Source organism: Sphingomonas alba, from assembly GCF_023516555.1.
GTDB classification, from domain to species: domain Bacteria; phylum Pseudomonadota; class Alphaproteobacteria; order Sphingomonadales; family Sphingomonadaceae; genus Sphingomicrobium; species Sphingomicrobium album.
This window is the reverse complement of record NZ_JAMGBD010000001.1, coordinates 1-22,454: the sequence shown is the minus strand read 5'-3', so window position 1 is coordinate 22,454 and position 22,454 is coordinate 1. Positions and strand designations below refer to the sequence as shown.

Genomic DNA, 22,454 nt, shown 5'->3' with positions numbered 1-22,454 from the left:
GCCTCGCCGCGATTATCGCGCTCACAGACGCTGCCCGCGAGGCGGCGTTTTCCTGTTTCTAATGAAGGAAAGCAGCCCATGAAGGCGCTGATGAAGACCACCAAGTCGGCGAAGCCGGCCGAGGTCGAGAAGAAGTGGCATCTGATCGATGCGGACGGGCTGGTTGTCGGCCGTGTCGCGACGATCATCGCCAATATCCTGCGCGGCAAGCACAAGCCGAGCTTCACCCCGCACGTGGATTGCGGCGATCATGTCGTCGTCATCAACGCCGACAAGGTACGCTTCACCGGCCGCAAGCTGGCGCAGAAGACCTATTACAAGCACACCGGCTATGCTGGCGGCCTCAAGGAAGTGACCGCTGGCAAAGTGCTCGAGGGACGCTTTCCCGAGCGCGTGCTGGAAAAGGCCGTCGAGCGGATGATCCCGCGCGGGCCGCTGGGCCGCGATCAAATGCGCGCCCTGCACCTCTATAACGGCACCGAGCACCCGCATGCGGGCCAGGACCCGCAGGTGCTCGACGTCGCCTCGATGAACCGCAAGAACAAGGTGGGCGCATAACATGGCCGACAAGAAGTCCCTTTCCGACCTGGGTGCACTGACCCAGCAGGCCGCCGAAACCCCGGCTCCGGCTCCAGAAGCCGCCGAGGTTCCCGCCGCCGCCGAAGCTCCTGCCGCCGATGTCGCCGAGGCTCCGGCCCCGCAGGCTCCGGTCCAGGCCGAAGCCCCGCTTCGCGAGCAGCAGCTCGACAAGCATGGCCGCGCTTATGCGACCGGCCGCCGCAAGGATGCCGTTGCGCGCGTCTGGCTGAAGCCGGGCTCGGGCAAGATCGTCATCAACGGCCGCGAGCAGGAAGTTTATTTCGCCCGCCCGTCGCTGCGCCTCGTCATCAACCAGCCGTTCGGCCTTACCGACCGCGCGGGCCAGTACGACGTGATCGCCACTGTCAAGGGCGGCGGTTTGTCGGGCCAGGCCGGTGCGGTGCTGCACGGCATCGCCCAAGCGCTTTCGCGCTACGAGCCGGCGCTGCGCACGACCGTCAAGCGCGCCGGGTTCCTGACCCGCGACAGCCGCGTCGTCGAGCGCAAGAAGTACGGCCGGGCCAAGGCTCGCCGCAGCTTCCAGTTCTCGAAGCGCTAGAATTTCGACATATCGTCACGCGAAGGGCGGTCAGGGTAACCTGGCCGCCTTTTTCGTTTCGGGACACTCTCACGGCGACGCTTCTTCGAAAGGCACTCTCCTGCTAGCTTTCGGCCATGGGAAGCTTCGTCCACAAGCCGGAACGTTGGGACAAGGAGGCCTCGCTGCTGTGGAAGGCGGGGCTGAGGGACGCAGCGCTCGCTAAGTCGCTGGAGACGCTGGAGCAGATGGCGCAGCCTGACCCCGACGCCTTCATCCAGCCGGGTTTCTACCTCTTCCAACTCGACCGCTTCGACGAGGCGGTAAGCATATTGAACCGCGCTCTCGAGCGATATCCGAATCACCCGATGGTACTCCTGAGCCTCGGCAGCGCCCATAATCGCGCGCGGCATCATCAGCAGGCCCTCCCCTTCCTCGAACGCTTCATCGCCATCGGCTTTTCCGATGCCAGCGCCTATGACGCCCTCGCTTCCAGCCACGCCGAGACCGGCGACCTCATCAAGGCCAAGCTGTTCGGCACTCTCGCTCTCCAGGAAAAGGACAAGCTCGTCGCGGATCGATTTGGCCAGCCGAAGCTCAAGGCGAAGAAGCCGGGCAAGAAGAAACAGGTCATCGCCTTCACCTTATTCGGCTCGGATCCGCGGTACCTGCGCGGAGCGCTCGATAACGTCCTGATAGCTCGAGATCTCTATCCTGGCTGGATCTGCCGCTTTTATGTCGACGACAGCGTCGATGAGACTTTCCTCGGAGTACTCGAAGAGGAAGGCGCCGAGGTCATTCGCGACGGCAGCGGCAATCGCGACACCCGCCACCTGCTGACGCGCAGGTTCCTGGTTGCCGACGACCCAAAGGTCGGGCGTTTCATGGTCCGGGACTGCGACAGCGTCGTCAATCCGCGTGAGGCAGCGGCCGTCAGCGAATGGATCGAATCCGGCCTGCCCTTCCACACTATGCGCGACTGGTGGACGCATACCGACCCAATGCTTGCTGGCCTGTGGGGCGGGATCGCCGGTGTCTTCCCGGACATGACCGGATGCATTGAGAAGTTCATCGGCGAAAAGCCTCAGAGCACCAACTGGGACCAGTATTTCCTGCGCGACCAGGTCTGGCCGGCGATCCGAGATCAAGTGATGGTCCACGACCGTTGCTTCCCGGCCCACCGCGCCCAACCTTTCCCGACACCCACGCCAGGCGGCCGCGAACATGTTGGGCAGAATGAGTACAATAGCGATCGCAACGCGCAGGCGGAACGGCTTGCACCCTTCGCGGCCAGGATTCCGGCACTTCGTCTGCCAGTGCCGATCCCGGTGAAGCTGCAGTTCCGGACGGGGTAAGGGCATGCTGCTAGCTTTCACCCGCGCAGTCAGCCCAAGGATTGTCGACTGCGCTCTTACCCATCTTGAGCGCCAGGCGATCGATCCCGTGCGCGCTGTGGAGCAGCATGAAAGCTACGAACGGGCACTCAGCGATACCGGCTTCACAGTCCATCGGCTGGAGTATCTAGCCGAAGACCCGGACGCGGTGTTTGTCGAGGACACCGCGCTCCTCCTGGGGAACCAAGCCGTCATCACGCGTCCCGGAACGGCCTCGCGCCGGGACGAGGTGGACTCAACGGCCCGTGGCCTCGCGCCCTACTTTACGGTGCACCGGCTGGCTTCCGGGAACCTCGATGGCGGCGATGTGCTCAAGGTCGGCAGCACGCTCTATGTCGGCCAATCGAACCGCACTGACGCCGAAGGCACGGAAGCGCTGGCAAAGGTTGTGAATCCACTTGGCTACAGCGTGGTTCCGGTCGAACTCGGCCGATGCCTGCATCTCAAGACGGCGGTCACCTTGGCGGGATGGGATGGAAACCAACCGGTGCTGCTTGCAAATCCGGAATGGGTCGACCCGGCCGTCTTTGGCAATGCCGCGATCGTCGAAGTCGCGGATGGCGAGCCATTCGGCGCGAATGCCGTGCTCGCCGGCGACCGGCTAATTTATGCAAAGGGCAGCCCGGCGACCGCGGCCCGCCTCCGCGAGCGAGGCTTCGATGTCGTCGAGCTTGACCTGTCGGAACTTCAGAAAGCGGAAGCCGGCGGCACCTGCATGAGCCTCATCGCCGATTAGGTCAGCCGCGCGCGGCAATCCTCATCGCTCAGAGGCACCTCGAGCCGTTTCAGGCGGGCAGTCGCTCCACTAACGATCCGCACCTCGCTTTTCGGCACACCGAGTGCATTTGCGATCAGCTTGATCACCTCTTCATTCGCCGATCCGTCGGCGGGCGCGGCAGCGACGCGGACTTCCAGGAAGGGGCGGCGCCCGGGATCGGTCTTCCACTCGCCAAGGCCGGGCTTCGCCGAGCGCGGGGTGACGCGGATGGCGAGGATTGAGCTCAATCCATCGCCAAATGATGTTGGGCGTCGCCCGTCCCGACCTTCCTGCCGCGCTTCATGAGGAGCAGCAGCGGCAGGACGGCGAGCGTAACGATCATCATCAGCTTGAAGTCGTCGAGATAGGCGATGAACAGCGCTTGGCGGGTAATCTCGGCGTTGAGAAGCGCCATCGCCACGGGACCGTAGGACGGCCCAATTGTCTGCAGGATTTCAGGGCTTGCCGTCGGAATGGACTGTTGGGTGACGGCGCTGGCGAGATCGGCGTGCGCGACCTGCGTCATCCGAACGAGCTGCGCGCTAACGACCGAAATGCCGACCGAGCCACCGATATTGCGCGACAGGTTGAGCAGCGACGCCGCCGTGGTCCGCATGCGCGGCCCCAGCGTCTCGAACGCCAGGCTCTGAAGGGGTACGAAGATGAGTCCCAGACCGAGGCCCTGAACAACGCCGCTGATGATGACGGGCTTTGACGGTTGATCGATGGCGAATCCCGTCATCAGGTAGAGCGAAACCGCCATCAAGGTTACGCCGAGCCCAACAAGTATTCGAGAGTCGACCTTGCCGACCAGACGGCCGGCCGCGAGCATGGAAATGAGCGTCCCGACGCCGCGTGGCGCCGTCAGGAACCCCGATTGCAGGACCGAATAGCCGTAGAGATTCTGGAGCAGCGGCGGCAGCAGCGCGAGCCCTGCAAGCAGCAGGACGCCAGTCACCGCCATGAACACTAATCCGGTCGAGAAATTGCGGTCGGCAAACATTTGGCGATCGAACAACGGGTTTTTTGCCGTGACGATGTGGACCACGAACATCCAGGCCGCGGCGATGGCGAGGCCAAGCTCGATGATGATTTCCCAGCTTTGCAGCCAGTCCTTCTGTTCTCCGCGATCGAGGAACATCTGCAGTGCCCCAAGCGCAATGGCCAGTAGGGCAAAGCCGAACAGGTCAAATCTGCGGCGATGCGTCTCGGTCTTCGGCATGAACCTGAGCATCACCAGCGCGCAAATGATGCCGACCGGGAGGTTGACCAGGAACACCCAGCGCCAGTTGTAATTATCTGTGAGCCAGCCGCCCAACACCGGGCCCATGATCGGGCCGATCATCACGCCACCACCGAACAGGGCCATGGCCTGCCCGTGCTTTTCGCGGGGATTGATGTCGAACAGGGTGGCCTGCGCCAACGGAACGATGAAAGCGCCGCTGACACCTTGCAGGGCCCGGAAAACGACCATCTCGGTCAGTGATACGGCTGAGGCGCAAAGCACGGAACTCACCGTGAAACCGACGACCGAAATCAGCAGCAATCTCTTCCGGCCGACGCGATCGGCCAGCCAGCCGCTGATTGGCAGAGCAATTGCCGAAGCGACGATATAGCTCGTCAGGACCCAGTTGATCTGTTCCTGCGTGGCGCTGAGGTCGGCGGCCATATGCGGCAGCGCGACGTTGGCGATGGTCGTGTCGAGTACCTGGAGGAGCACCGCCATCATCACGCCGATCGTGACGATGATCCGCTCCCCCCGCGGCAAGGGATGCGCTTCCATCTGGCCGGGGGGCTGCGCCACTAGTCGTCGAGGTAGACGGTGACGTCAGCCGAAAGGCCGGCAATCAGCGGCTTGTCGGTCTTGCCGTCGAAAGCGATGCGGACTGGGACGCGCTGCGTGACCTTCACCCAATTGCCATTGGCATTTTGGGCCGGAAGGATCGAGAACTCGCTGCCGGTACCGGCGCCAATGCTCTGGACATGCCCTTGGAAGGCGGTTCCCGGGTAGGCGTCGATCTTGATCTTGACCTTCTGGCCCGGGACGATCCGGCCGACGTCCTTTTCCTTGAAATTGGCATCGACCCAGGCGCCCTTGCTACGGACCAGCGAAAGCATTCCGACCCCGATCACGGCCATATTGCCGACCTGCACGCGATCGGCATTGGCGATTTGTCCGGCCATTGGCGCGACGACGGTTGTTCGCTTTAGATCGAGCTTCGCCTTGGCAACGGCCGCCAGCGCCGCTGCAATCGAGGGCTGCTCACCTGTAGCGATCGCGGCCGATGCATTGGCTGAACGGGCACGCGCATCGGAGAGTTGCGTCTCGGCCGCCTTCACCTCGTTGAGCGCGTCCTCGTAGTCGGCTTTGGTTGTGAACCCGCGCTTCAGCAGCGCCTGCTGCCGGCCAAGCGCGTTCTGCTTGATCGACAAGTTCGCTTGCGCACCGGCAATGTCGCCGCTGGTTCCGGCGGCCTGCGTCCTCAGCTGGCTCGTTTGCAATTGCGCCGCGGCGAGTTTCGCTTCCGCATCGAGCAGCGCGACCCGGAAGGGCTCCGGATCGATGCGGTAGAGCACCTGGCCTTGCTTGACGTTGTCGCCGTTCTTGACGTCGACCTCGATCAGCGGGCCGTTGATCTGCGGCGCGACGGAGACGATGTCCTGCTTCACCGCCGCATTGTCGGTGCTGACCGTCGATCCGCTCGTCATCCACCAATAAGCGAGGACGGCGAGGATGATCAGCGGGATGGCCAGCATCACGCCCCAGCGCGTCTTCCGGACGGCAATCCGCTTCCGCTTCTTAGGCGCCGGCGCGGCCTCCGCCTCTTCGACGGTCACAGCCTGCATCTTGTTCATGCGGTCATCCTGCCCTGGGGATTTGCGGTCAGATTGTTGCGGATCTTGGTGAGTTTGGTCCGCATCAACTCCAGCTCCGGTTCCGAAAGACCGGCGAATGCTTCAGCCATGAGGTCGTCGGCCAAAGCCCTGAGTTTGGCGATCAGCGGCGCGGCCTGGCCGGTCACTTCCAGGCGCCAGGCGCGGCGATCTGCGGGGTCGCGCTGACGCTCGACGAGGCCAGCCTCCTCCAGCCGATCGACAATGCGGCAAAGTGTAATCGGCTCGACATCGAGGATGTCCGCAAGCTCGACCTGACGAAGCCCAGGCTGCCGGTCCACCCGGAACAGCACCTTCCACTGCGCTCGCGTCACGCCCAGCGTCGCGGCCCGGCGATCGAAGGCCCGCCGCAACGCATGCGCGGTCTCGGCAATCTCAAACGGAAGTGTTTCCATGCGCCTGCATATAATAAGTGTGCTTATTAAATCAACCTGCTTCTTGCATCCGCTGAGCAGTCCGGCCAAGCGAATGGCGCATGACATCGATTGACCAGATTCCGGCCATCCTCGACGAACTGGAGGCCATCTACGACAGCTCCGTCGCCAATTTGCGCGCTGCCCTAAACGCTTATGCCCGCGATGGGGTTCGTCCCGACCGCAACGCCAGGGACGTTGGCGCCTTTGCGTATCCTGAACTGCGAATCGCCTACGAGCCCGAAGGACCGCCTCCCAGCTCAGCGCGCGCCTTCGCCCGGCTCAACCAACCGGGCATCTATGTTAGCTCGATTGCACGGCCCCAACTGTTCCGCGCCTACTTGGCCGAACAGCTAGGCCATTTGATCCGCGATTATGGCGTCGACGTCACGGTCGGCCGATCGGCCAGCGAGATCAGCTACCCCTATGTGATCGACGGCGCCGAGCTGGAACTCGGCGGCATGAGCACCGCCGAACTGTCGCGCTGGTTCCCCTCAACCGAGCTGGTCCACATCGGCGACGAGATTGCCGACGGCGTCTATGACACATCGCAAGGCATTCGCCCGCTTGCCCTGTTCGATGGGCCGCGCACCGACTTTAGCCTGGCACGGCTCCGTCACTATAGCGGGACGCCGGCGGAGCATTTCCAGCATTTCGTCCTCTTCACCAACTACGTCCGCTACGTCGACGAGTTCGTTCGCTTCGCAATCGACGCTCTCCGCCAGCCCGACAGCCCGTTCATCGGACTGTCGGTTCCGGGCGGCGTTTATGAGGCAGGCGGCCTCGCCGACGCGGAGGCACAGATCGCTGCCGGTGTCTGGCGGCGGCACCAAATGCCGGCCTACCACCTGATGACGGCGGACGGCGACGGCGTGACCCTCGTCAATATCGGCGTGGGGCCAAGCAACGCCAAGACGATTTGCGACCATATTGCGGTGCTGCGGCCGGAAGCCTGGCTCATGATCGGCCACTGCGGCGGCCTCCGCCCCAGCCAGACGATCGGCGACTACGTGCTCGCCCACGCTTATTTGCGCGACGACCATGTCCTCGACGATGTGCTGCCGCCGGAAGTGCCGCTCCCCGCCATCGCCGAAGTGCAGAAGGCGCTGTTCGATGCGGCGGTGCTGGTCACCGGCGAAGATGAAGACAGCGTCAAGCGCCGCCTGCGCACCGGGACCGTCGTCACCACCGACGATCGCAACTGGGAGCTGCGCTACACACTCTCGGCGCTGCGCTTCAACCAGAGTCGGGCAGTCGGCATCGACATGGAATCGGCGACGGTCGCCGCGCAGGGTTACCGGTTCCGAGTGCCCTACGGCACGCTGCTTTGCGTCTCAGACAAGCCGTTACACGGGGAGCTGAAACTCCCGGGCCAGGCCAATGCCTTCTACGAGCGCGCGATCAGCCAGCATTTGAAGATCGGCATCGAGACGCTGACCCTGCTCAAGCGCGAGGGCGACGACCTCCACAGCCGGAAGCTGCGCAGCTTCGACGAACCGCCGCTGCGCTAGCTGCGAACGCCCACCCGATCCGGCTTGGGTGGCGTCTGTCCCTTCGCGATCCAGTCGACGAGTGCATCAAGGTCGACCATGCCTTTGTCAGTGATGTCGGTGCCCTCAGTAAAGCCTGACAGGCCATCACCGCCGGAAGCCAAATAGTTGTTTACCACCACGCGGTAGCGGCCGGTCGGCACGACGGACTTCCCGTTCAACGTCATCGCGACGACGCGTTCTCCGCTCGGGCGGCTGAGATCGACGGTGTAGTTGAAGCCGGACGACGGGCCGAGCGCGGCGGGACGGCCGTTTGCGCGGTTCGAACCTGCGAACTGCTGTTCGATGACATGCTTCAACTGGGCACCTGTCAGGGTCATGACTAGGAGGTTGTTCCCGAACGGCATCATCGAAAACGCATCGGCGTAGCGGACATCGCCCGCCGGAATGGCGACGCGAACGCCCGTGACGTTCACCAAGGCAAGCTGGGCACCACCCATGTCGAGCGCCTTGGTGGCGGCCAGCATGGAATCGGCGATGAGGTCGGACGCAGCGCTTTCCCAGTCGTTCTCGTCGCGAGTTGCCGTCGCCGTCAGGTGACCGATGATGCGGTTGGCGACTGGAGCGACTGCCGTGGCGTAACGGGCGACTAGCGCTTCGACCGCCGGCGCCTGCCCGCGCTCACCAGTCCCGACCGTCAAGTTCGATGCTCGTTGACTGATCAGCCGATGGGTGGCGGGATCGAAATCGAGGCGAATATCGGTGAAGAAATAGCCGTTCTTGCCGGCGCTCGTGAGCAGCCGGCCGCCGGCCGTGCCGCCTTCGCCATTCTGGCAGACATAGGCCCAGTGCGTGTGACCAGAAACGACGGTCGTGATGGCCGGGTCGAGCTTGGCGAGGATCGGCAAGATCGCGCCATCGAGGCCGTTGCAGTCATTGCCGGTCGTGAAAGCCTTGGTCTTCCCGCCCTGGTGGACCAGCAAGACGATGGCGTCTGCTCCCTGTGCCTTCAAGCCAGGCACCAACGCATTTGCCGTGGCGGCTTCATCGGCGAAAGTCAGGCCCTTGACGCCGGACGGCGTGACGATGTTGGCGGTTCCCCGGAGCGTCATACCGATGAACCCGATGGTGACAGCGCCGGTGCCGCTGCCAAAGCGCTTGATGCCGGTTGCGGGAAACAACGTCTGGCCGTCGGGGCCGATGACGTTGGCGGCGAGGTAGCGGAACTTGGCGCCGGCAAAAGGATCCACCGCGCAAGGCTGGCGGCGAGTAAACTTGGCGCAGCCGCCGTTCTGCATGCGCTTGAGCTCGTCGCCGCCCTTGTCGAATTCGTGGTTGCCGACGGAATTGAACTCAAGGCCCAGCAAGTTCATCGCGGCAATCGTCGGCTCGTCTAGATAATTGGCGGAAATCAACGGGGATGCGCCGATCGTGTCGCCGGCCGAGACGGTGACGGTGTGGGGCTGGCCAGTCCGGGCCTGAGCCAGCGCTCCCGCAAGGTTCGCCGCGCCGCCAGTGACGATCTTCTGCTTGGTCCCGTCAAGGTTCGTCACCTCAACCGCGGGCGGGGTCTCGATATTGCCGTGGAAGTCGTTGAAGGCGAGAATCTGCACCTCGACCGGTCCTTGAGCGACGGACGCAATCGGCCGGGGCGTGGTCGTACAGGCGGCCAATGCCAGCATCGGTGCAAGGGCAATCTTCCAACGCATTACTTTTCCTTCGCTCATCGCAGCGCAGCTTCTATGGTCGCACCTCATGTACGACCGGCAACTGATCGAAAAGGCCCGAGAGGCCGCACTACGCGCTTACGCTCCCTATTCCGGCTTTTCGGTCGGCTGCGCGATAGAATCGGTCGATGGCGAGGTCGTGACAGGCGCCAATATGGAGAACGCCTGCTACCGTCTTGGCCTTTGCGCCGAGCAGAGCACGCTCACCGCAGCCCAGCACGCATTCGGGCTCGACAAGGTCGCGCGCATTGCCGTCGCCGGCGGCGACGGGTCGGGCGCCAGCCTCTCAGGCAACATAGTCTGCACGCCCTGTGGCGGTTGCCGACAGGCGATTCTGGAAGCGGCGCAATTGTCGGGTAACGATGTCGAGATCATTTGCGCCAACGGCAACGGCGACCAGGTGGAAAACCACCGAATCTCGGAACTCATTCCGCATGGCTTCGGGCCGGCCAACCTCGGCGACGCGGCTTAGCCGATCGGCCTGACCGACAGGCCGCTGCGATAGTTCATCACGACGCTGGTCCGCTCGCGCCCGCTGACCGAAATTGCGGTTTGGCCGAAACTCGGCTTGCCCATTAGCGACAACTTCGGGTTGCGGGAGAAACCGCCGCCGTCGTTCCAGTCCGACTTGCGGTTCACATTGGCATCGTGACGGACCACGAAGGCATATTGGCCGGCTTTGGGCAAAGGCACGCAGACGTCAACGGAACGGCGTCCGTTCAGCGGCATGTCGACCCGCCGGATCCATTTGCCCTTGGAAAGGAAACCCGACGCGCCATAGGCCTGCACACGCACCGAGCCGGCCCCGCTCTTGAGGCCGGTCACATGCACGGTCATCGTCGGCAGCGACGGACTGTCGCACGATTTGTCGTTGGGACTGGTCTCGCGCGGATCGGCGCTCGCAGACGAAGCAAGTGCAAGCACGGCCAGCCCCAGGAAAGGCAGCTTTGTCATAGGGTTGCGCCTAGACATGCGGTCATGAACTCAGGATGAAACCTACTTCAGCAAGCTTCAGCACGGACGTCCCCCGGACGCCCTACTTCAGCTTGATCTCGCGGAGCCGCTCCTGGAGATAGCCGTCCGCCGTAATCGGCGCCCATTTCGGCTTCTCGCCCGCGGGCACCGTGCCCGGCAGCGCTTCGATCAGGAAATCGGAGCGGAAGTGCAGGAAGAAAGGCATGGAATAACGCGCGTTCGATGCCCGATCCGGCGTGGGATTGACCACACGGTGTGAGGTCGACCGCAGGCGTCCGTTGGTCAATCGCTGCAGCATGTCACCGATGTTGATCACCAGTTCACCGGGCTTGGGCGATACCGGAATCCAGCGGCCGTCCTTTGTCAGGAGCTCAAGTCCCGCTTCTTCAGCGCCGAGCAGCAGAGTGATCGTGTTGATGTCCTCATGGGCGCCGGCCCGGATGTGTTCGCCAGTCGGCTCGCTCTGTGGCGGATAATGCAAAAGGCGCAGGACCGAATTGCCCTCGTGCACCGTGTCGACGAAGTAATCTTCGCCAAGGCCGAGGTAACGGGCGATCGCGCTCAACACCTTGAGGCCCGTGCGGTCGAAGGTGGTGAACAGCTCCTCGAACGTGTCCCGGAAACTCGGCACCTCGGACGGCCAGAGGTTGTTCGGCATGTGCGCACTGAACTTGTGGCCTTCCGGCAGGTCGCGGCCGACGTGCCAGAATTCCTTCAGGTCATGCGCCTTGTGGCCCTTGGCGGTCTCGATCCCGAATGGCGTGTAGCCGCGGGCGCCGCCCTTCCCCTCGATGAGATATTTGCGCTTGGCCTCTTCCGGGAGAGCGAAGAACTGCTTCGACTTCTCCTCGGCCCTGTGGATCAGCTCGTCAGGAATGCCGTGGTCGGCAATAATGGCAAAGCCATATTCCTCGAAGCTGCGGCCAAGCTTCTGGGCAAAGGCGTCTGGGTCGCGGTCGGCCTCTTTGAGGCTGACCGATGCGATATGATCGGCGGTCATCGTGGTCATGGCGTTGATTTAAGCTGGAATCATCAATCCTGCCAGCGCTGCGCTCATCAAATTGGCGAGCGAGCCGGCAAGAAGGGCCCTTAGTCCGAGGCGCGCGATGACTGGACGCTGGTTGGGTGCAAGGTTGCCGACAACGGCCAACTGGATCGCGATCGAGCTGAAGTTTGCAAATCCGCAGAGCGCGAAGATCACAATTGCGCGGCTGCGGTCGCTCAGCGTGGCGGCAATATTGGCAGGGTCGCCCAAATTAATGAAGGCCACGAATTCGTTGAGAACGATCTTGGTGCCGAAGAGGCCGCCGGCAGTCCCCGCTTCCTGCCACGGGATGCCCATAAGGTACATGACAGGGGCGAAGATCGCGCCAAGGCCTGCCTGCAAGCTCCAGCCATCCTGGTGGAACAAGTGGCCGATCCCGCCGATGATGCCATTGAGGAGCGCCACCAACGCCACGAAGGCCAGGACCATGGCGCCGACGGCGACGGCGAGCTTGACGCCCGTTTGGGCGCCTTGCCCGGCCGCCTGGATGATGTTCACCGGCTGTTCGCCTTCTTCGAAGCCATGAACTTCGATATGGTCCTCCGGCGCGGTATCGACTGCCCCGCCTTCGAGCGGCAATTCACCCTTCGGCGCGATCTCGTCCGGCATGATCATCTTGGCCATGAGGATGCCGCCAGGCGCTGACATGAAGGCGGCTGCCAGCAGGAACGGCAGGTACCGCTCCCCAAGCAGACCAGCGTAGGCGGCAAGGATTGTCCCAGCGACGCCCGCCATTCCGACTGTCATCAGCGTGAACAGGTGGCTCGGAGGAAGCGCCGGCAAGTAAGGCCGGACGACCAGTGGGCTCTCGGATTGACCAACGAATATATTAGCTGCGGCACCCAGGCTTTCGACCCGGCTGATGCCCGTTACCCAGCCGATTGCGCCGCCTACCCAACGGACGATCCGCTGCATGACGCCGAGGTAGTAAAGGATCGACACCAGCGACGCGAAGAACACGATCACCGGCAGCGCCAGCAATGCGAAATTCTGGCCAAGCTTGTCGCCCGCCAGCGCGCCGAACAGAAACTTCGTTCCCTCGCCGGCGTAACCCAGCAACGCCGCGACGCCCTCCGACATGCCCTGAATGACGGCACGTCCTCCTGTGGTCTTTAGGACCAAAAACGCGATGACCGCCTGCAGTGCGAAAGCGGCAGCTACAATGCGCAGCCGGATGGATTTGCGGTTGGCGGAAAATAGCCAGGCGATCGCCAGGATGGCGACGATGCCGAGGACACCGGAAAACTGGTTCATGTACGCGAGGCCCTCCCCGGCCTCACCAGACCATGCCTTGGGTAGCGCCCGCCGCGGCTTCGTCCAGCAAATTAATGGCTTCGTTCGGCGTGTCGGCGACGATCATCTGGTCGAGCCGCGATTTCGACAGGAAGCCGGATTCGGAAATATGCTCCATCATCTTCACGAATGGCGTCCAGAAACCGGCGGTGTTGAGAAGCGCGAACGGCTGAGCGTGATACCCAAGCGCGTTCCAGGTCCAGGCTTCATACAGCTCATCGAGTGTGCCAATGCCGCCGGGTAGGCAGACGAAGGCGTCGCAGAGCTCCGTCATCATGGCCTTGCGCTCGTGCATCGTCGTGACGGTGTAGAGGTCGGTGAGGCCGGTATGGGCGACCTCCTTATCGACCAGCGCTCGCGGGATCACGCCATAGGCGACGCCCCCGGCATTGATCACCGTGTCGGCGACAATCCCCATCAGCCCCAGTCGACCGCCGCCGTACACGAGCTCCAGCCCGCGTTCGACGATGGCCTCGCCCATCTCGCGCGCTGCATCCGCAAAGCGCGGATCGGAACCGGCTGCCGAGCCGCAATAAACCGCGAGACGCTTGATGTTCATAGCTGGACGAGCGCCTTGAGGTCGGCTTCCGGCCGGGCGCCAAAATGCGAGATGATTTCCGCGGCGGCGATGGCGCCCGTTTCAAGGCATTTGCGTAAGTCGTGGCCACGGCAATGCGCCGTCAGGAAACCTGCGGCGAACAGGTCCCCCGCGCCCGTGGTATCGACGATTTCCGCGACCGGGATGGCGGGGATTTCGACACCGACGCCGTCTTGCAGGCCGAGCGCACCTTCAGCCCCGCGCGTGATCACAAGGGTCGGCACTTTCTCGGCCAGGACTGCCAGGGCTTCCCCCAGGCTCGGCGCGGCAGCGAGTTGCATGGCCTCATGGTCGTTGGCGAAAAGGAGGTCGATACCGCCGTCCTCAATCATCTTGGCGAAGACCTCGCTGCGGCCTTCAAGGCAGACGCTCTCCGACAAGGTGAAGGCGACTTTCCGGCCCGCCGCGCGCGCGATTTCGATCGCACGATACATAGCTTTGCGCGGCAATTCCGGGCCCCAGAGATAGCCTTCGAGCATCAGGATCGAGGCCGATGCGATGAGCGCCTCATCGAGTGCTTCCGCCTTCAACTGGTGCGAAGCGCCGGGACATGTGTTCATCGTCCGCTGCGCGTCCGGCGTCACCAGGATCAGGCAGCGCCCGGTCGGATGTTCGCTGCCGCTGTTCAGCGCGGGCGTATCGAACTGCACGCCGAGCGCGCGCATGTCGTGACGGAAGATTTCGCCCAGTTGGTCCTTGGCGATCTGGCCAATGAAGGCCGCTTTGCCGCCCATGGCCGCAATGCCCGCCATGCTGTTGGCCGCCGACCCACCGCTGGTCTCCCGCGCATTGCCCATCGCCGCGTAGAGGCGGTTGGCATGATCCGTATCGAGCAGCTGCATCTGGCCCTTGGGCAGCGCATGCTCGACCAGGAACGCATCATCGCAAGTGGCGATAACGTCGACGATGGCGTCGCCGATCGCAACAATGTCTAGGGAAGGCTGGCTCACGGGAATGCGCGCCTAGCCGCGTCTGGCCGGAGCGGTCAACAAAACCCTTGCCCGTCAAAAGGAAGCCGCTACCCCTTGCCGCCGATGACGAACGATTCAGCTGCGCGCCGCGCTATCTCTCCCTCGCTCTTTGCCTTCGCCATCTTTTACGGTGGCATGGTCTGTATTGCCGGCGTTCTTGGCAACAAGCAGGTGGCGCTTGGGCCCTTGTCGGCGATTGGCCCGGCGTTCGGACTTGGCCCGCTCGCTGTCGAGGCAGGCATCTTCGCATTTTTGATGCTGGTCGTGACCTCAAGTTCGGTCGCCGAGTTGCACGGTCGGGAAACCGCCAACAAGCTTGTGCTGATCGGCTTCGTGCCGCTGATCTTCTCGCTGCTTCTCAGCATCGCCGTCCTGGCGGTTCCGGCGGCCCAGGATATGGACCCGCAGCGCTTGTCAGCGTTCGAGACGATCATGGGCGGGACTCCGCGCATCTGGCTCGGAGGCATCCTGGCCTACGGGATTTCGACGTTCCTCAACGTAACGATTTTCAGCAAGCTGAAGGCCAGCGAAGGCGCCAGATTGTTGTGGCTGAGGTCGGCGGTCGCGAGCGCGCTCAGCCAGATCGTTGACACACTGATCTTCATTTCGGTCGCCTTCTACGGCGTATTCCCCATCGGTGAACTTCTCCTTGGGCAAATGATTGCCAAGGTCGTCCTGTCGGTGATCCTGGTTCCACCCTTAATCTATGTTTTTGTCGCAGTTGGTAAGCGACTGGACACTCCCGCGAACGCTTGAATTTCAATGCTTTGAATGATTTAGCACGGCCGCTTGCAACGGCTCGCCGCAAATGCGTGTCTTCGCTGCAACGCTATCAAAAATATCATAGGCGAAGCTGAACGAATCGTCATTCTACTGTCGCAATCGGACTATAGCCGGAACCTGCGATTCGAGATTTTTCCGCGCAATTTGTGTCCATGCCCGTGGGGGGTCCCTTAGTGAAAAAGCTTATCCTTCTCTGCACGACGGCTGCTGTCCTGCCGACCGCCGCTTTCGCCCAATCTTCCAGCTCGCAAGACTTCGACAAGAAGAGCGAAGCCATCGTCGTCACCGCAACCCGCCAGCAGCAGGTCGGCGGCGTCGTCACGCCTGACTCGACCAAGGCGAAGGCCGTCCTGACGCAGGAATATATCGCCCGCCAGAACCCGGGCCAGACGATCCTCGACACGATCAACGCCGTGCCGGGCGTCAGCTTCCAGAACAACGACGCCTACGGCTCGTCGGGCGGCACGCTGACCATCCGCGGCTTCGACAGCTCGCGCATCAGCCTGACCTTCGACGGCATCCAGCTGAACGATTCGGGCAACTACGCCATTTTCTCGAACCAGCAGATCGACCCCGAACTGATCGAGCAGGTCAACGTCAACCTCGGCACGACCGACGTCGACAGCCCCACCGCCTCGGCCGTCGGCGGCACCGTCAACCTGCGTACCCGCAACCCGTACAAGACGTTCGGCGGCCGCGTCGTCGGCTCGCTCGGTGAAGACGACTTCCGGCGCATTTTCGCGGTAATTGACACTGGCGAAGTCGGCCCCTGGGGCACACGCGCCTATTTCTCGGCCTCAACCGCCAAGAACGACAACCCGTTCAACAACTATGGCGTCGTCGACAAGCAGCAGTACAACGCCAAGATCTACCAGCCGATCGGCAGCAATGGTGACTACATCTCGGTCGCCGGCCACTACAACCAGAACCGCAACAACTTCTTTGGATCGCTGCCACTGCGCACGGACAAGACAAAGGTTGTGAACCTGGGCACTTCTGCGGTGCCGATCTGGACGACGGTTCCGCGCATCGTCGGCCCGAATGCCGGCAATCGTTATCCCGACAGCCGCGATGACCGCTTCTACAACATCAACTATCCTTGCACGGTCGATACCCCGAGCAATGCCGCAGGCACCGCCGGCCAAGATTCCCCGAGCAGCTCGACGGGCCCGGACGCCCCGGGTGCCGACCCCAATGACGATTACGCGGCCTGCGGTACTGAGTTCGATCGCCGCTACAATCCGTCGAACACCGGCAACATCCGTATTCAGTCCCGCTGGACGCTTACCGACGATCTGACGCTGACGGTTGATCCCAGCTACCAGTACGTGAAAGCGAATGGTGGCGGTACAGTGATCGCCCGTGAATACGGCTTCGACATCAACCCAAATCCCGCCGGCAACCGTGCCGACTGCCGCACGGCGGCGCCGGGTCCGAACGTCGTCTGCGTTCCGGGCTATTTCGGCGGCAACCCCTATTTTGGCGGTGTCGACCTCAACGGCGACGGCGACATCAAGGACCAGGTCCTCCTCCTGGCTCCCAGCCAGACCCAGACCGACCGTTTCGGTGTCATCTCCGGCCTTCGTTACGTAATCAACGACAACCATCAGGTCCGCCTGACCTATACGTTCGACGACGCGCACCATCGCCAGTCCGGCGAAGTCGGCCTGCTCAAGAACAATGGCGAACCCTTCGACGTCTTCCCGGTCAATGACCCGCTGACGATCCAGTTCAACGGCGCCAATGAGACGTTGCAGAAGCGCGACCGCCGCTCGAAGGCGATCCTCAACCAGGTCTCGGCCGAATATCGCGGCGAGTTCTTCGACGATCGACTGACGGTGAACCTTGGCCTTCGCGCGCCTTTCTTCAAGCGCGACCTGACCAACTACTGCTTCACAAGCTCCGCGTCGGGCTTCGTCGAGTGCACCGGCCAGAATGCCGATCTCAACGCGATCGCGGCGGCCAACAACCCGTACACGTTCAATGAAACGACCGGTGCGGTGACTGGCTGGGCGCCTCCGGGGCACCGCGTCCTGAAGTACCATGACATCCTGCCGAACCTCGGTTTCATCTTCGATGTGACGCCACAGGTCAGCGTCTTCGCCAACTACGGCAAGGGCTTGTCGGTCCCGAGCACGGACAACCTTTACAACGCCTTCTTCTTCCCTGAAGGCACGGAACAGGCGAAGCCGGATCCGGAGACTACCGACAGCTTCGACGGCGGCGTTCGGTACCGTACGACGACTATCCAGGCGCAGCTCGGTCTGTGGAAAACCATTTTCCACGACCGTTCGGCATCGGCTTTCGATCCGGAACTCAACCAGACCGTCTTCCGTAACCTCGGAACCGTCGACAAGTGGGGCGTTGATGCCTCGGTTGCGTGGTCGCCACTCAAGCAGCTGACTCTCTACGCCTTCGGCTCATGGATGGACTCCAAGATCAAGGACAACATCCAGATCGGCACGATTCCGATTTCCGCAACCAACCCGGCGGGCACGACCTGCGATAACATTGACCTGTCTGCACCCGGCAATGCCCTGCAGGCGATCAGGAGTTGCGCCTTCACGGCCGGCAATCGCGAGTCGGGAGCGCCGAAGTACAGCTATGGCTTCTCGGCCAGTGGCTCGATCGGAATCCTCGACCTTGGCATCACCGCCAAGCGCACTGGTCCGCGGTATATTTTCGACGACAACCGCGCAGTCTTTGCGGGCGACCTCGCCGTAACCACGCCGACGGCTGGCCGCCTTGAACAGTTCCAGGTCTATGACGCGACGGCGCCGGCCTACTGGCTGTTCAACCTCGATGCTCGCCTGAACTTGAAGTTCACTGGCCTCAAGGAGACCTACTTCCAGCTCAACGTCTACAACCTGTTCGACAAGTTCTATGTCGGCGGGTTTGGCGGTGGCCTGTCGCAGGCCCTGTCCAGCCGGACCTGCAACGCGACGTCGTTCCCGGCGTGCGGCACGTCGACAACTGTACAGACGTGGGGCAACCCGCCGTTCGTCCAGATCGGCGCTCCGCGTACTGTTTCCGGCTCGCTGAGCATTTCGTTCTAAGATCCGGCCCAACGCCGGTCGGATGCGGCGTCGTCCCCTCGGGGGCGGCGCCGTTCCCTTTTGTTGACGGTGAGACGGACGCGACCTAACTCAGCGCTCACGCAGGCGGGTATGATGTAATGGTAGCCTGTCAGCTTCCCAAGCTGAACGCGCGGGTTCGATTCCCGCTACCCGCTCCAAAACTCGATCGCGCGGGGCGCGATTGAATTTTGGAGCGCCCGGGCTTTTGGCTGGGGCGACCTGGATCGCCCAAGGCGAACCCGAGGGGCGAAAGCGACCCTTGCCAAAAGTTGCTAGATCCCGCCTTCGACCGGGTCGTAACCCGCCGACGCCAATGCATTTTCAAGATCGCCGGCGACCTTGCGAGCCAATTGCTCTTCTTCCGAGCGAACGACGAAATTGGCGCCGACCTTTCCCTGCTTGAAAAAGGGGTAGCTGCCGATCGCCACGCCTTCATTGGCCCGCTCAGCCTGACGCAGCAGGTCCGCGACCTCGCTTTCGGGAGCCCATGCACCGACGGTAACTGACACCAACGGCCTGCCACCTTCGAGCGTTCCGGTCAGTGCATCGAGCATGCCCGCACAGATGTGAGGCACACCGGCGAGGATGAAGATGTTGCCCAGCCGGATGCCCGGGGCGCCTGACAAGTAATTGCGAATAAGCTCGGCGCCCTCGGGGACGCGCGCCATTCGCAGCCGAGCATCGGTGACGCCGCCCTTGTCCGCATAATATTTCTCAAGGATCGCCCACGCCTCGGGGTGGACGACGACGCCTACTCCAAGCGCCTTGGCGATCGAGTCCACCGTAATGTCGTCGTGCGTCGGGCCGATGCCGCCGGTCGTGAACAGATAGTCGTGTGCGCTTCGCAATGCAGCGATGGCTTCGGCGATGCGGTCTTCGACATCCGGCACCACCCGCACCTCGGCAAGCCTGATTCCCTGCACGTTCAGCCAGGTCGCGACCTGCGCGATATTCCTGTCCTGGGTGCGGCCTGAGAGGATCTCGTCCCCGATGACTACAAGCGCCGCCGTCCAGACCCGAGACTCACCCAACTCGCCGACCTCCATTCGACTTTGCGGCCATCTAATCCTATTTAGTCGCAATGACCGAATATATTACCGTCTCGGCAGAGGATCGAACCGAAGCCCGCAACGGCGTCATCAAGCTGCATGGGCCGGAAGGCTTCGCGGGCATGCGCGCCGCCGGTCGCCTCGCGGCGTCCATCCTCGATGCGCTGGTGCCGCATGTGGTCCCCGGCGTGACGACCGAGGAAATCGACGACATCGTCCATCGGCTGACGCTGGAGGCGGGCGCGCTTCCGGCGACGCTCGGCTATCGCGGCTACACCAAGAGCTGCTGCACCTCGATCAACCATGTGGTCTGCCACGGCATTCCGTCGGACCGGGTCCTCAAGGACGGCGACATCATCAACATCGACGTGACGCCGATCGTCGACGGATGGCATGGCGACACAAGCCGCATGTACCTGGTCGGCGATGTGCCGCTGAAGGCACGCAAACTGGTCGACGTGACTTATGAATGCCTCATGCTCGGCATCGAGCAGGCAAAGCCCGGCAACACCATTGGCGACATCGGCTATGCCATCCAGCGCCATGCCGAGGCGCAGCGTTACGGCGTCGTCCGCGATTTCTGCGGCCACGGCGTCGGCCGCACGTTCCATGATTCGCCGGAAGTCGTCCACGCCGGCCGCCCCGACAGCGGGCCAGAGCTTCGGCCGGGCATGATCTTCACCATCGAACCGATGATCAATATCGGCCGACCGGACTGCAAATTGCTTGACGATGGCTGGACCGCGGTCACCCGCGACCGATCCCTCTCAGCGCAGTTCGAGCATTCGATCGGCATTACCGATGACGGCTGCGAGATCTTTACGAAGAGCCCCGCCGGGCTGGATCACCCGCCCTATTAGGCGGCTTGAGCCTTCCGGCTCTCGTCCCAACGCTTCACCAGGGCTTCGGCGTTTTCGACGTCCTCGGGGAAGTCGACCTCGCCCCATTCCTCGCCCTTGATATCGAGGGTCCAGACCTCGCCGTTCTGCGCGATGTGATGGATCACTCTGAGGTACCAGATGGTCGTACCTTCGCTGGTGCGCATGGCCTTGTCGATGGCCTCGCGAAACTGCTCGGCGCCGCCGGCGCGGAACGCAAGTAGGCCAATGGATTCGGCGTTGACGCCCTCGCTGATCCGCTTGCCGATTGCACGCAGGCGGCCATCGGCATCGTCGCGGATCACCTTCATGTCATCTTCGTCATAGCCGTCCTTGCGGTCGATGGTGACGCAGATCCCCGGCCGGTCGTTGCCGACCACATGGGCCATGAGTGCATCCGATACCAAAGTATCTCCGTTCCACACCAGGCAGTCGCCCTTCAGTTCCTCGCGGACCATGAACAGCGACCCTAGGTTGTCGGCCACCTTGAAGAACGGATTGAAGACGGTACGAACAGAGGGGCCGCGGCCCTCCTGCCGGCGCTGCTCGATGGCGGCGTTGACCAGCTCGTCATGGAAGCCGGTGACGACGATTGCTTCCGGAACGCCGTTCGCTTCCAGCGCGTCCAGCTGGCGATCGAGCAAGGAGCGCCCGTTGAATTCGATCAGGCACTTGGGGCGATCATCGGTCAGGTGACCGAGCCTCGAGCCCTGCCCTGCGGATAGGATGATGGCTTTCATTGCGATGGGCCACTGCCCACCAATTGCGGCAGGCATGTGTCAACGGCTAAGGCAGTGGACATGAAAAAGGTCGAGGCGGTCATCAAACCCTTCAAGCTGGATGATGTGAAGGACGCCCTTCACGATGCCGGCGTCAGCGGAATAACTGTTACCGAGGTCAAGGGCTTCGGTCGGCAGAAGGGCCATACCGAACTGTATCGCGGTGCCGAATATGTCGTCGACTTCCTTCCCAAGGTGAAGGTCGAGGCAGTGGTCGAAGACGACCAGGTTGACCGCGTGGTTGAGGCGATCGAGATCGCGGCGCGCACCGGTCGCATCGGCGATGGCAAGATTTTCGTCATGCCGGTCGAACAAGCCGTAAGAATCCGCACGGGCGACCGTGGGGCGGACGCCATATAGGCCATGGCGACCGCGACCGACCCCCGCCTCGCCTCCATGTCACCGGACGAGTTGAAGACAGCGATGCGGACGCTCGGTTATCGGACTCAGGGCGATTTGGCGGGCGCGATCGGCGTTAGTCGTTCCACGGTCAGCCTGTGGCTCGAAGGCAAGGTTGGCGTGCCGCGTCCAGTGGCGATGCTGCTCAGAATGCTGATCGCAGCGCAGCGCCGGCAGTACTGATCGGGCGCAACCCTCCGGCCAACGGCTCGTTACTCCTCCCGACAACAACAAAAGGGAGGATTCCTGTGCTTTGGACCATCCTTGTCATCCTGCTCATCCTGATGCTGGTCGGCGCGCTGCCGCGTTGGGGCCATAGCGCCAACTGGGGCTACGGCCCGTCGGGCATCCTCGGCCTGGTGCTCATCGTCATCGTCATATTGCTGCTGATGGGCCGGCTGTAGTGCCGGGACCGCTTTAATCGCCTGTAGCGATTCCTATATCGTCGCCATGACGACGGATCGCGACCAGGCCAAAGCGGAGTTTATCAGCATCCTGAAGTGGATTGTGCTGGCTGCCGTCTTGATGGTCGCCGGCGCCCTCTTCTACCTTCACTGGACCGGCGCCCTTTCTGTGCACACGGTTGTTGCGACCGTGCTCGGCGTCTTTTTCTCTGTTCTGCTTGGCTGTGGCCTCTTCGCCGCGGCATTCTTCAGCGACAAGAGCGGCATCGACCGCGATGTCGCCGACGCCACCAGGCAAGACCGCAAACCCTAAGCGCAAAAAGAAACGGCCCGGGATTGCGCCCGGGCCGGTCCTTTTAGGCTCCCTGTCGCCTTACCCGCGTTCCGGCTCCGGCGGCGGCGGCGGCGGT

25 protein-coding genes and 1 tRNA gene are annotated in these 22,454 nt (G+C 62.8%); 14 read left to right on the top strand and 12 right to left on the bottom strand.

Annotated elements, in window-relative coordinates; all coding sequences use genetic code 11:
* The first annotated feature begins 78 nt into the window (after positions 1-78).
* The 4 genes from rplM (at position 79) to LZ536_RS00115 (ending at position 3,247) form a co-directional block, all read left to right on the top strand.
* Positions 79-558, top strand: a complete 480-nt coding sequence (gene rplM, locus LZ536_RS00130) for a 50S ribosomal protein L13 (RefSeq protein ID WP_249846292.1) — start codon at positions 79-81, stop codon at positions 556-558.
* A gap of 1 nt (position 559) precedes the next feature.
* A complete protein-coding gene (gene rpsI / locus LZ536_RS00125) occupies positions 560-1,138 on the top strand; it encodes a 30S ribosomal protein S9 (RefSeq protein ID WP_249846291.1) in 579 nt (192 codons plus the stop codon).
* Between the two features lie 116 nt (positions 1,139-1,254).
* Positions 1,255-2,472 (top strand): tetratricopeptide repeat protein, encoded by a 1,218-nt coding sequence (locus LZ536_RS00120; protein ID WP_249846290.1) that lies wholly within the window; start codon positions 1,255-1,257, stop codon positions 2,470-2,472.
* 4 nt (positions 2,473-2,476) lie between these two features.
* Positions 2,477-3,247, top strand: coding sequence for a dimethylarginine dimethylaminohydrolase family protein (locus tag LZ536_RS00115; RefSeq protein WP_249846289.1), 771 nt, complete (start codon positions 2,477-2,479; stop codon positions 3,245-3,247).
* Here the strand turns inward: LZ536_RS00115 and LZ536_RS00110 are convergent.
* Genes LZ536_RS00110 through LZ536_RS00095 form a run of 4 tightly spaced genes read right to left on the bottom strand, consistent with a single transcriptional unit; the run spans position 3,244 to position 6,558 of the window.
* Positions 3,244-3,516, bottom strand: coding sequence for a DUF167 domain-containing protein (locus LZ536_RS00110; protein ID WP_249846288.1), 273 nt, complete (start codon positions 3,514-3,516; stop codon positions 3,244-3,246). The two genes, LZ536_RS00115 and LZ536_RS00110, sit on opposite strands and share 4 nt — an antisense overlap.
* Positions 3,513-5,036, bottom strand: coding sequence for a DHA2 family efflux MFS transporter permease subunit (locus LZ536_RS00105; protein WP_249846287.1), 1,524 nt, complete (start codon positions 5,034-5,036; stop codon positions 3,513-3,515). Before LZ536_RS00105 ends, LZ536_RS00110 begins: the two co-directional genes overlap by 4 nt.
* Before the next feature lie 35 nt (positions 5,037-5,071).
* On the bottom strand, positions 5,072-6,124 hold the full coding sequence (locus LZ536_RS00100) for an HlyD family secretion protein (protein WP_249846286.1): 1,053 nt from the start codon (positions 6,122-6,124) through the stop codon (positions 5,072-5,074).
* Positions 6,121-6,558, bottom strand: coding sequence for a MarR family winged helix-turn-helix transcriptional regulator (locus tag LZ536_RS00095; protein WP_249846285.1), 438 nt, complete (start codon positions 6,556-6,558; stop codon positions 6,121-6,123). The genes LZ536_RS00100 and LZ536_RS00095 overlap by 4 nt, the downstream gene beginning before the upstream one ends.
* 80 nt (positions 6,559-6,638) lie before the next feature.
* Here LZ536_RS00095 and LZ536_RS00090 point away from each other — a divergent pair, with 80 nt between their 5' ends.
* Positions 6,639-8,087, top strand: a complete 1,449-nt coding sequence (locus LZ536_RS00090; protein ID WP_249846284.1) for an AMP nucleosidase — start codon at positions 6,639-6,641, stop codon at positions 8,085-8,087.
* Here the strand turns inward: LZ536_RS00090 and LZ536_RS00085 are convergent.
* On the bottom strand, positions 8,084-9,775 hold the full coding sequence (locus tag LZ536_RS00085; protein ID WP_249846283.1) for a bifunctional metallophosphatase/5'-nucleotidase: 1,692 nt from the start codon (positions 9,773-9,775) through the stop codon (positions 8,084-8,086). The two genes, LZ536_RS00090 and LZ536_RS00085, sit on opposite strands and share 4 nt — an antisense overlap.
* A gap of 46 nt (positions 9,776-9,821) precedes the next feature.
* Between LZ536_RS00085 and LZ536_RS00080 the strand changes: the two genes are divergently transcribed.
* Positions 9,822-10,265 carry a cytidine deaminase gene (locus tag LZ536_RS00080; RefSeq protein WP_249846282.1) on the top strand — a complete coding sequence of 148 codons (444 nt, stop codon included), beginning with the start codon at positions 9,822-9,824 and terminating at the stop codon, positions 10,263-10,265.
* Here LZ536_RS00080 and LZ536_RS00075 read toward each other — a convergent pair.
* The 5 genes from LZ536_RS00075 to LZ536_RS00055 all read right to left on the bottom strand — a co-directional run bounded on the left by LZ536_RS00075 (position 10,262) and on the right by LZ536_RS00055 (position 14,660).
* On the bottom strand, positions 10,262-10,747 hold the full coding sequence (locus LZ536_RS00075) for a DUF2141 domain-containing protein (RefSeq protein WP_249846281.1): 486 nt from the start codon (positions 10,745-10,747) through the stop codon (positions 10,262-10,264). The genes LZ536_RS00080 and LZ536_RS00075 overlap by 4 nt on opposite strands.
* Before the next feature lie 82 nt (positions 10,748-10,829).
* The gene (locus tag LZ536_RS00070; protein ID WP_249848505.1) at positions 10,830-11,768 is read right to left on the bottom strand and encodes an isopenicillin N synthase family dioxygenase; all 939 of its coding nucleotides are present in this window, start codon (positions 11,766-11,768) and stop codon (positions 10,830-10,832) included.
* 18 nt (positions 11,769-11,786) lie between these two features.
* Entirely contained in the window at positions 11,787-13,067 is a 1,281-nt protein-coding gene (locus LZ536_RS00065; protein WP_249846280.1) for a NupC/NupG family nucleoside CNT transporter, read from the bottom strand.
* Between the two features lie 22 nt (positions 13,068-13,089).
* On the bottom strand, positions 13,090-13,665 hold the full coding sequence (locus LZ536_RS00060) for an LOG family protein (RefSeq protein ID WP_249846279.1): 576 nt from the start codon (positions 13,663-13,665) through the stop codon (positions 13,090-13,092).
* Positions 13,662-14,660 carry an adenosine kinase gene (locus LZ536_RS00055; RefSeq protein ID WP_249848504.1) on the bottom strand — a complete coding sequence of 333 codons (999 nt, stop codon included), beginning with the start codon at positions 14,658-14,660 and terminating at the stop codon, positions 13,662-13,664. Before LZ536_RS00055 ends, LZ536_RS00060 begins: the two co-directional genes overlap by 4 nt.
* Positions 14,661-14,738: 78 nt before the next feature.
* Between LZ536_RS00055 and LZ536_RS00050 the strand changes: the two genes are divergently transcribed.
* The 3 genes from LZ536_RS00050 (at position 14,739) to LZ536_RS00040 (ending at position 18,693) form a co-directional block, all read left to right on the top strand.
* Complete coding sequence (locus LZ536_RS00050; RefSeq protein ID WP_249846278.1) at positions 14,739-15,431, top strand: queuosine precursor transporter; 693 nt, start codon at positions 14,739-14,741, stop codon at positions 15,429-15,431.
* Positions 15,432-15,631: 200 nt separating this feature from the next.
* Entirely contained in the window at positions 15,632-18,514 is a 2,883-nt protein-coding gene (locus LZ536_RS00045) for a TonB-dependent receptor (RefSeq protein WP_249846277.1), read from the top strand.
* A gap of 105 nt (positions 18,515-18,619) precedes the next feature.
* Positions 18,620-18,693: transfer RNA gene (locus LZ536_RS00040), tRNA-Gly, on the top strand.
* Positions 18,694-18,807: 114 nt separating this feature from the next.
* Here LZ536_RS00040 and LZ536_RS00035 read toward each other — a convergent pair.
* Entirely contained in the window at positions 18,808-19,581 is a 774-nt protein-coding gene (locus LZ536_RS00035; protein WP_249846276.1) for a competence/damage-inducible protein A, read from the bottom strand.
* A gap of 35 nt (positions 19,582-19,616) precedes the next feature.
* On the opposite strand from LZ536_RS00035, the gene map reads away from it, so the two are divergent.
* Positions 19,617-20,444, top strand: a complete 828-nt coding sequence (gene map / locus LZ536_RS00030) for a type I methionyl aminopeptidase (RefSeq protein ID WP_249846275.1) — start codon at positions 19,617-19,619, stop codon at positions 20,442-20,444.
* On the opposite strand, the gene LZ536_RS00025 is transcribed toward map, so the two are convergent.
* Positions 20,441-21,238: a phosphocholine cytidylyltransferase family protein gene (locus tag LZ536_RS00025; RefSeq protein WP_249846274.1), complete on the bottom strand. Its 798-nt coding sequence runs from the start codon at positions 21,236-21,238 to the stop codon at positions 20,441-20,443. The genes map and LZ536_RS00025 overlap by 4 nt on opposite strands.
* Before the next feature lie 24 nt (positions 21,239-21,262).
* On the opposite strand from LZ536_RS00025, the gene LZ536_RS00020 reads away from it, so the two are divergent.
* The 4 genes from LZ536_RS00020 (at position 21,263) to LZ536_RS00005 (ending at position 22,357) form a co-directional block, all read left to right on the top strand.
* Positions 21,263-21,601 carry a P-II family nitrogen regulator gene (locus LZ536_RS00020; protein ID WP_249846273.1) on the top strand — a complete coding sequence of 113 codons (339 nt, stop codon included), beginning with the start codon at positions 21,263-21,265 and terminating at the stop codon, positions 21,599-21,601.
* A gap of 3 nt (positions 21,602-21,604) precedes the next feature.
* Complete coding sequence (locus tag LZ536_RS00015; protein WP_249846272.1) at positions 21,605-21,823, top strand: helix-turn-helix domain-containing protein; 219 nt, start codon at positions 21,605-21,607, stop codon at positions 21,821-21,823.
* Between the two features lie 65 nt (positions 21,824-21,888).
* On the top strand, positions 21,889-22,044 hold the full coding sequence (locus LZ536_RS00010) for a DUF3309 family protein (RefSeq protein WP_249846271.1): 156 nt from the start codon (positions 21,889-21,891) through the stop codon (positions 22,042-22,044).
* A gap of 46 nt (positions 22,045-22,090) precedes the next feature.
* Positions 22,091-22,357: a hypothetical protein gene (locus tag LZ536_RS00005; RefSeq protein ID WP_249846270.1), complete on the top strand. Its 267-nt coding sequence runs from the start codon at positions 22,091-22,093 to the stop codon at positions 22,355-22,357.
* Positions 22,358-22,454 lie beyond the last annotated feature (97 nt).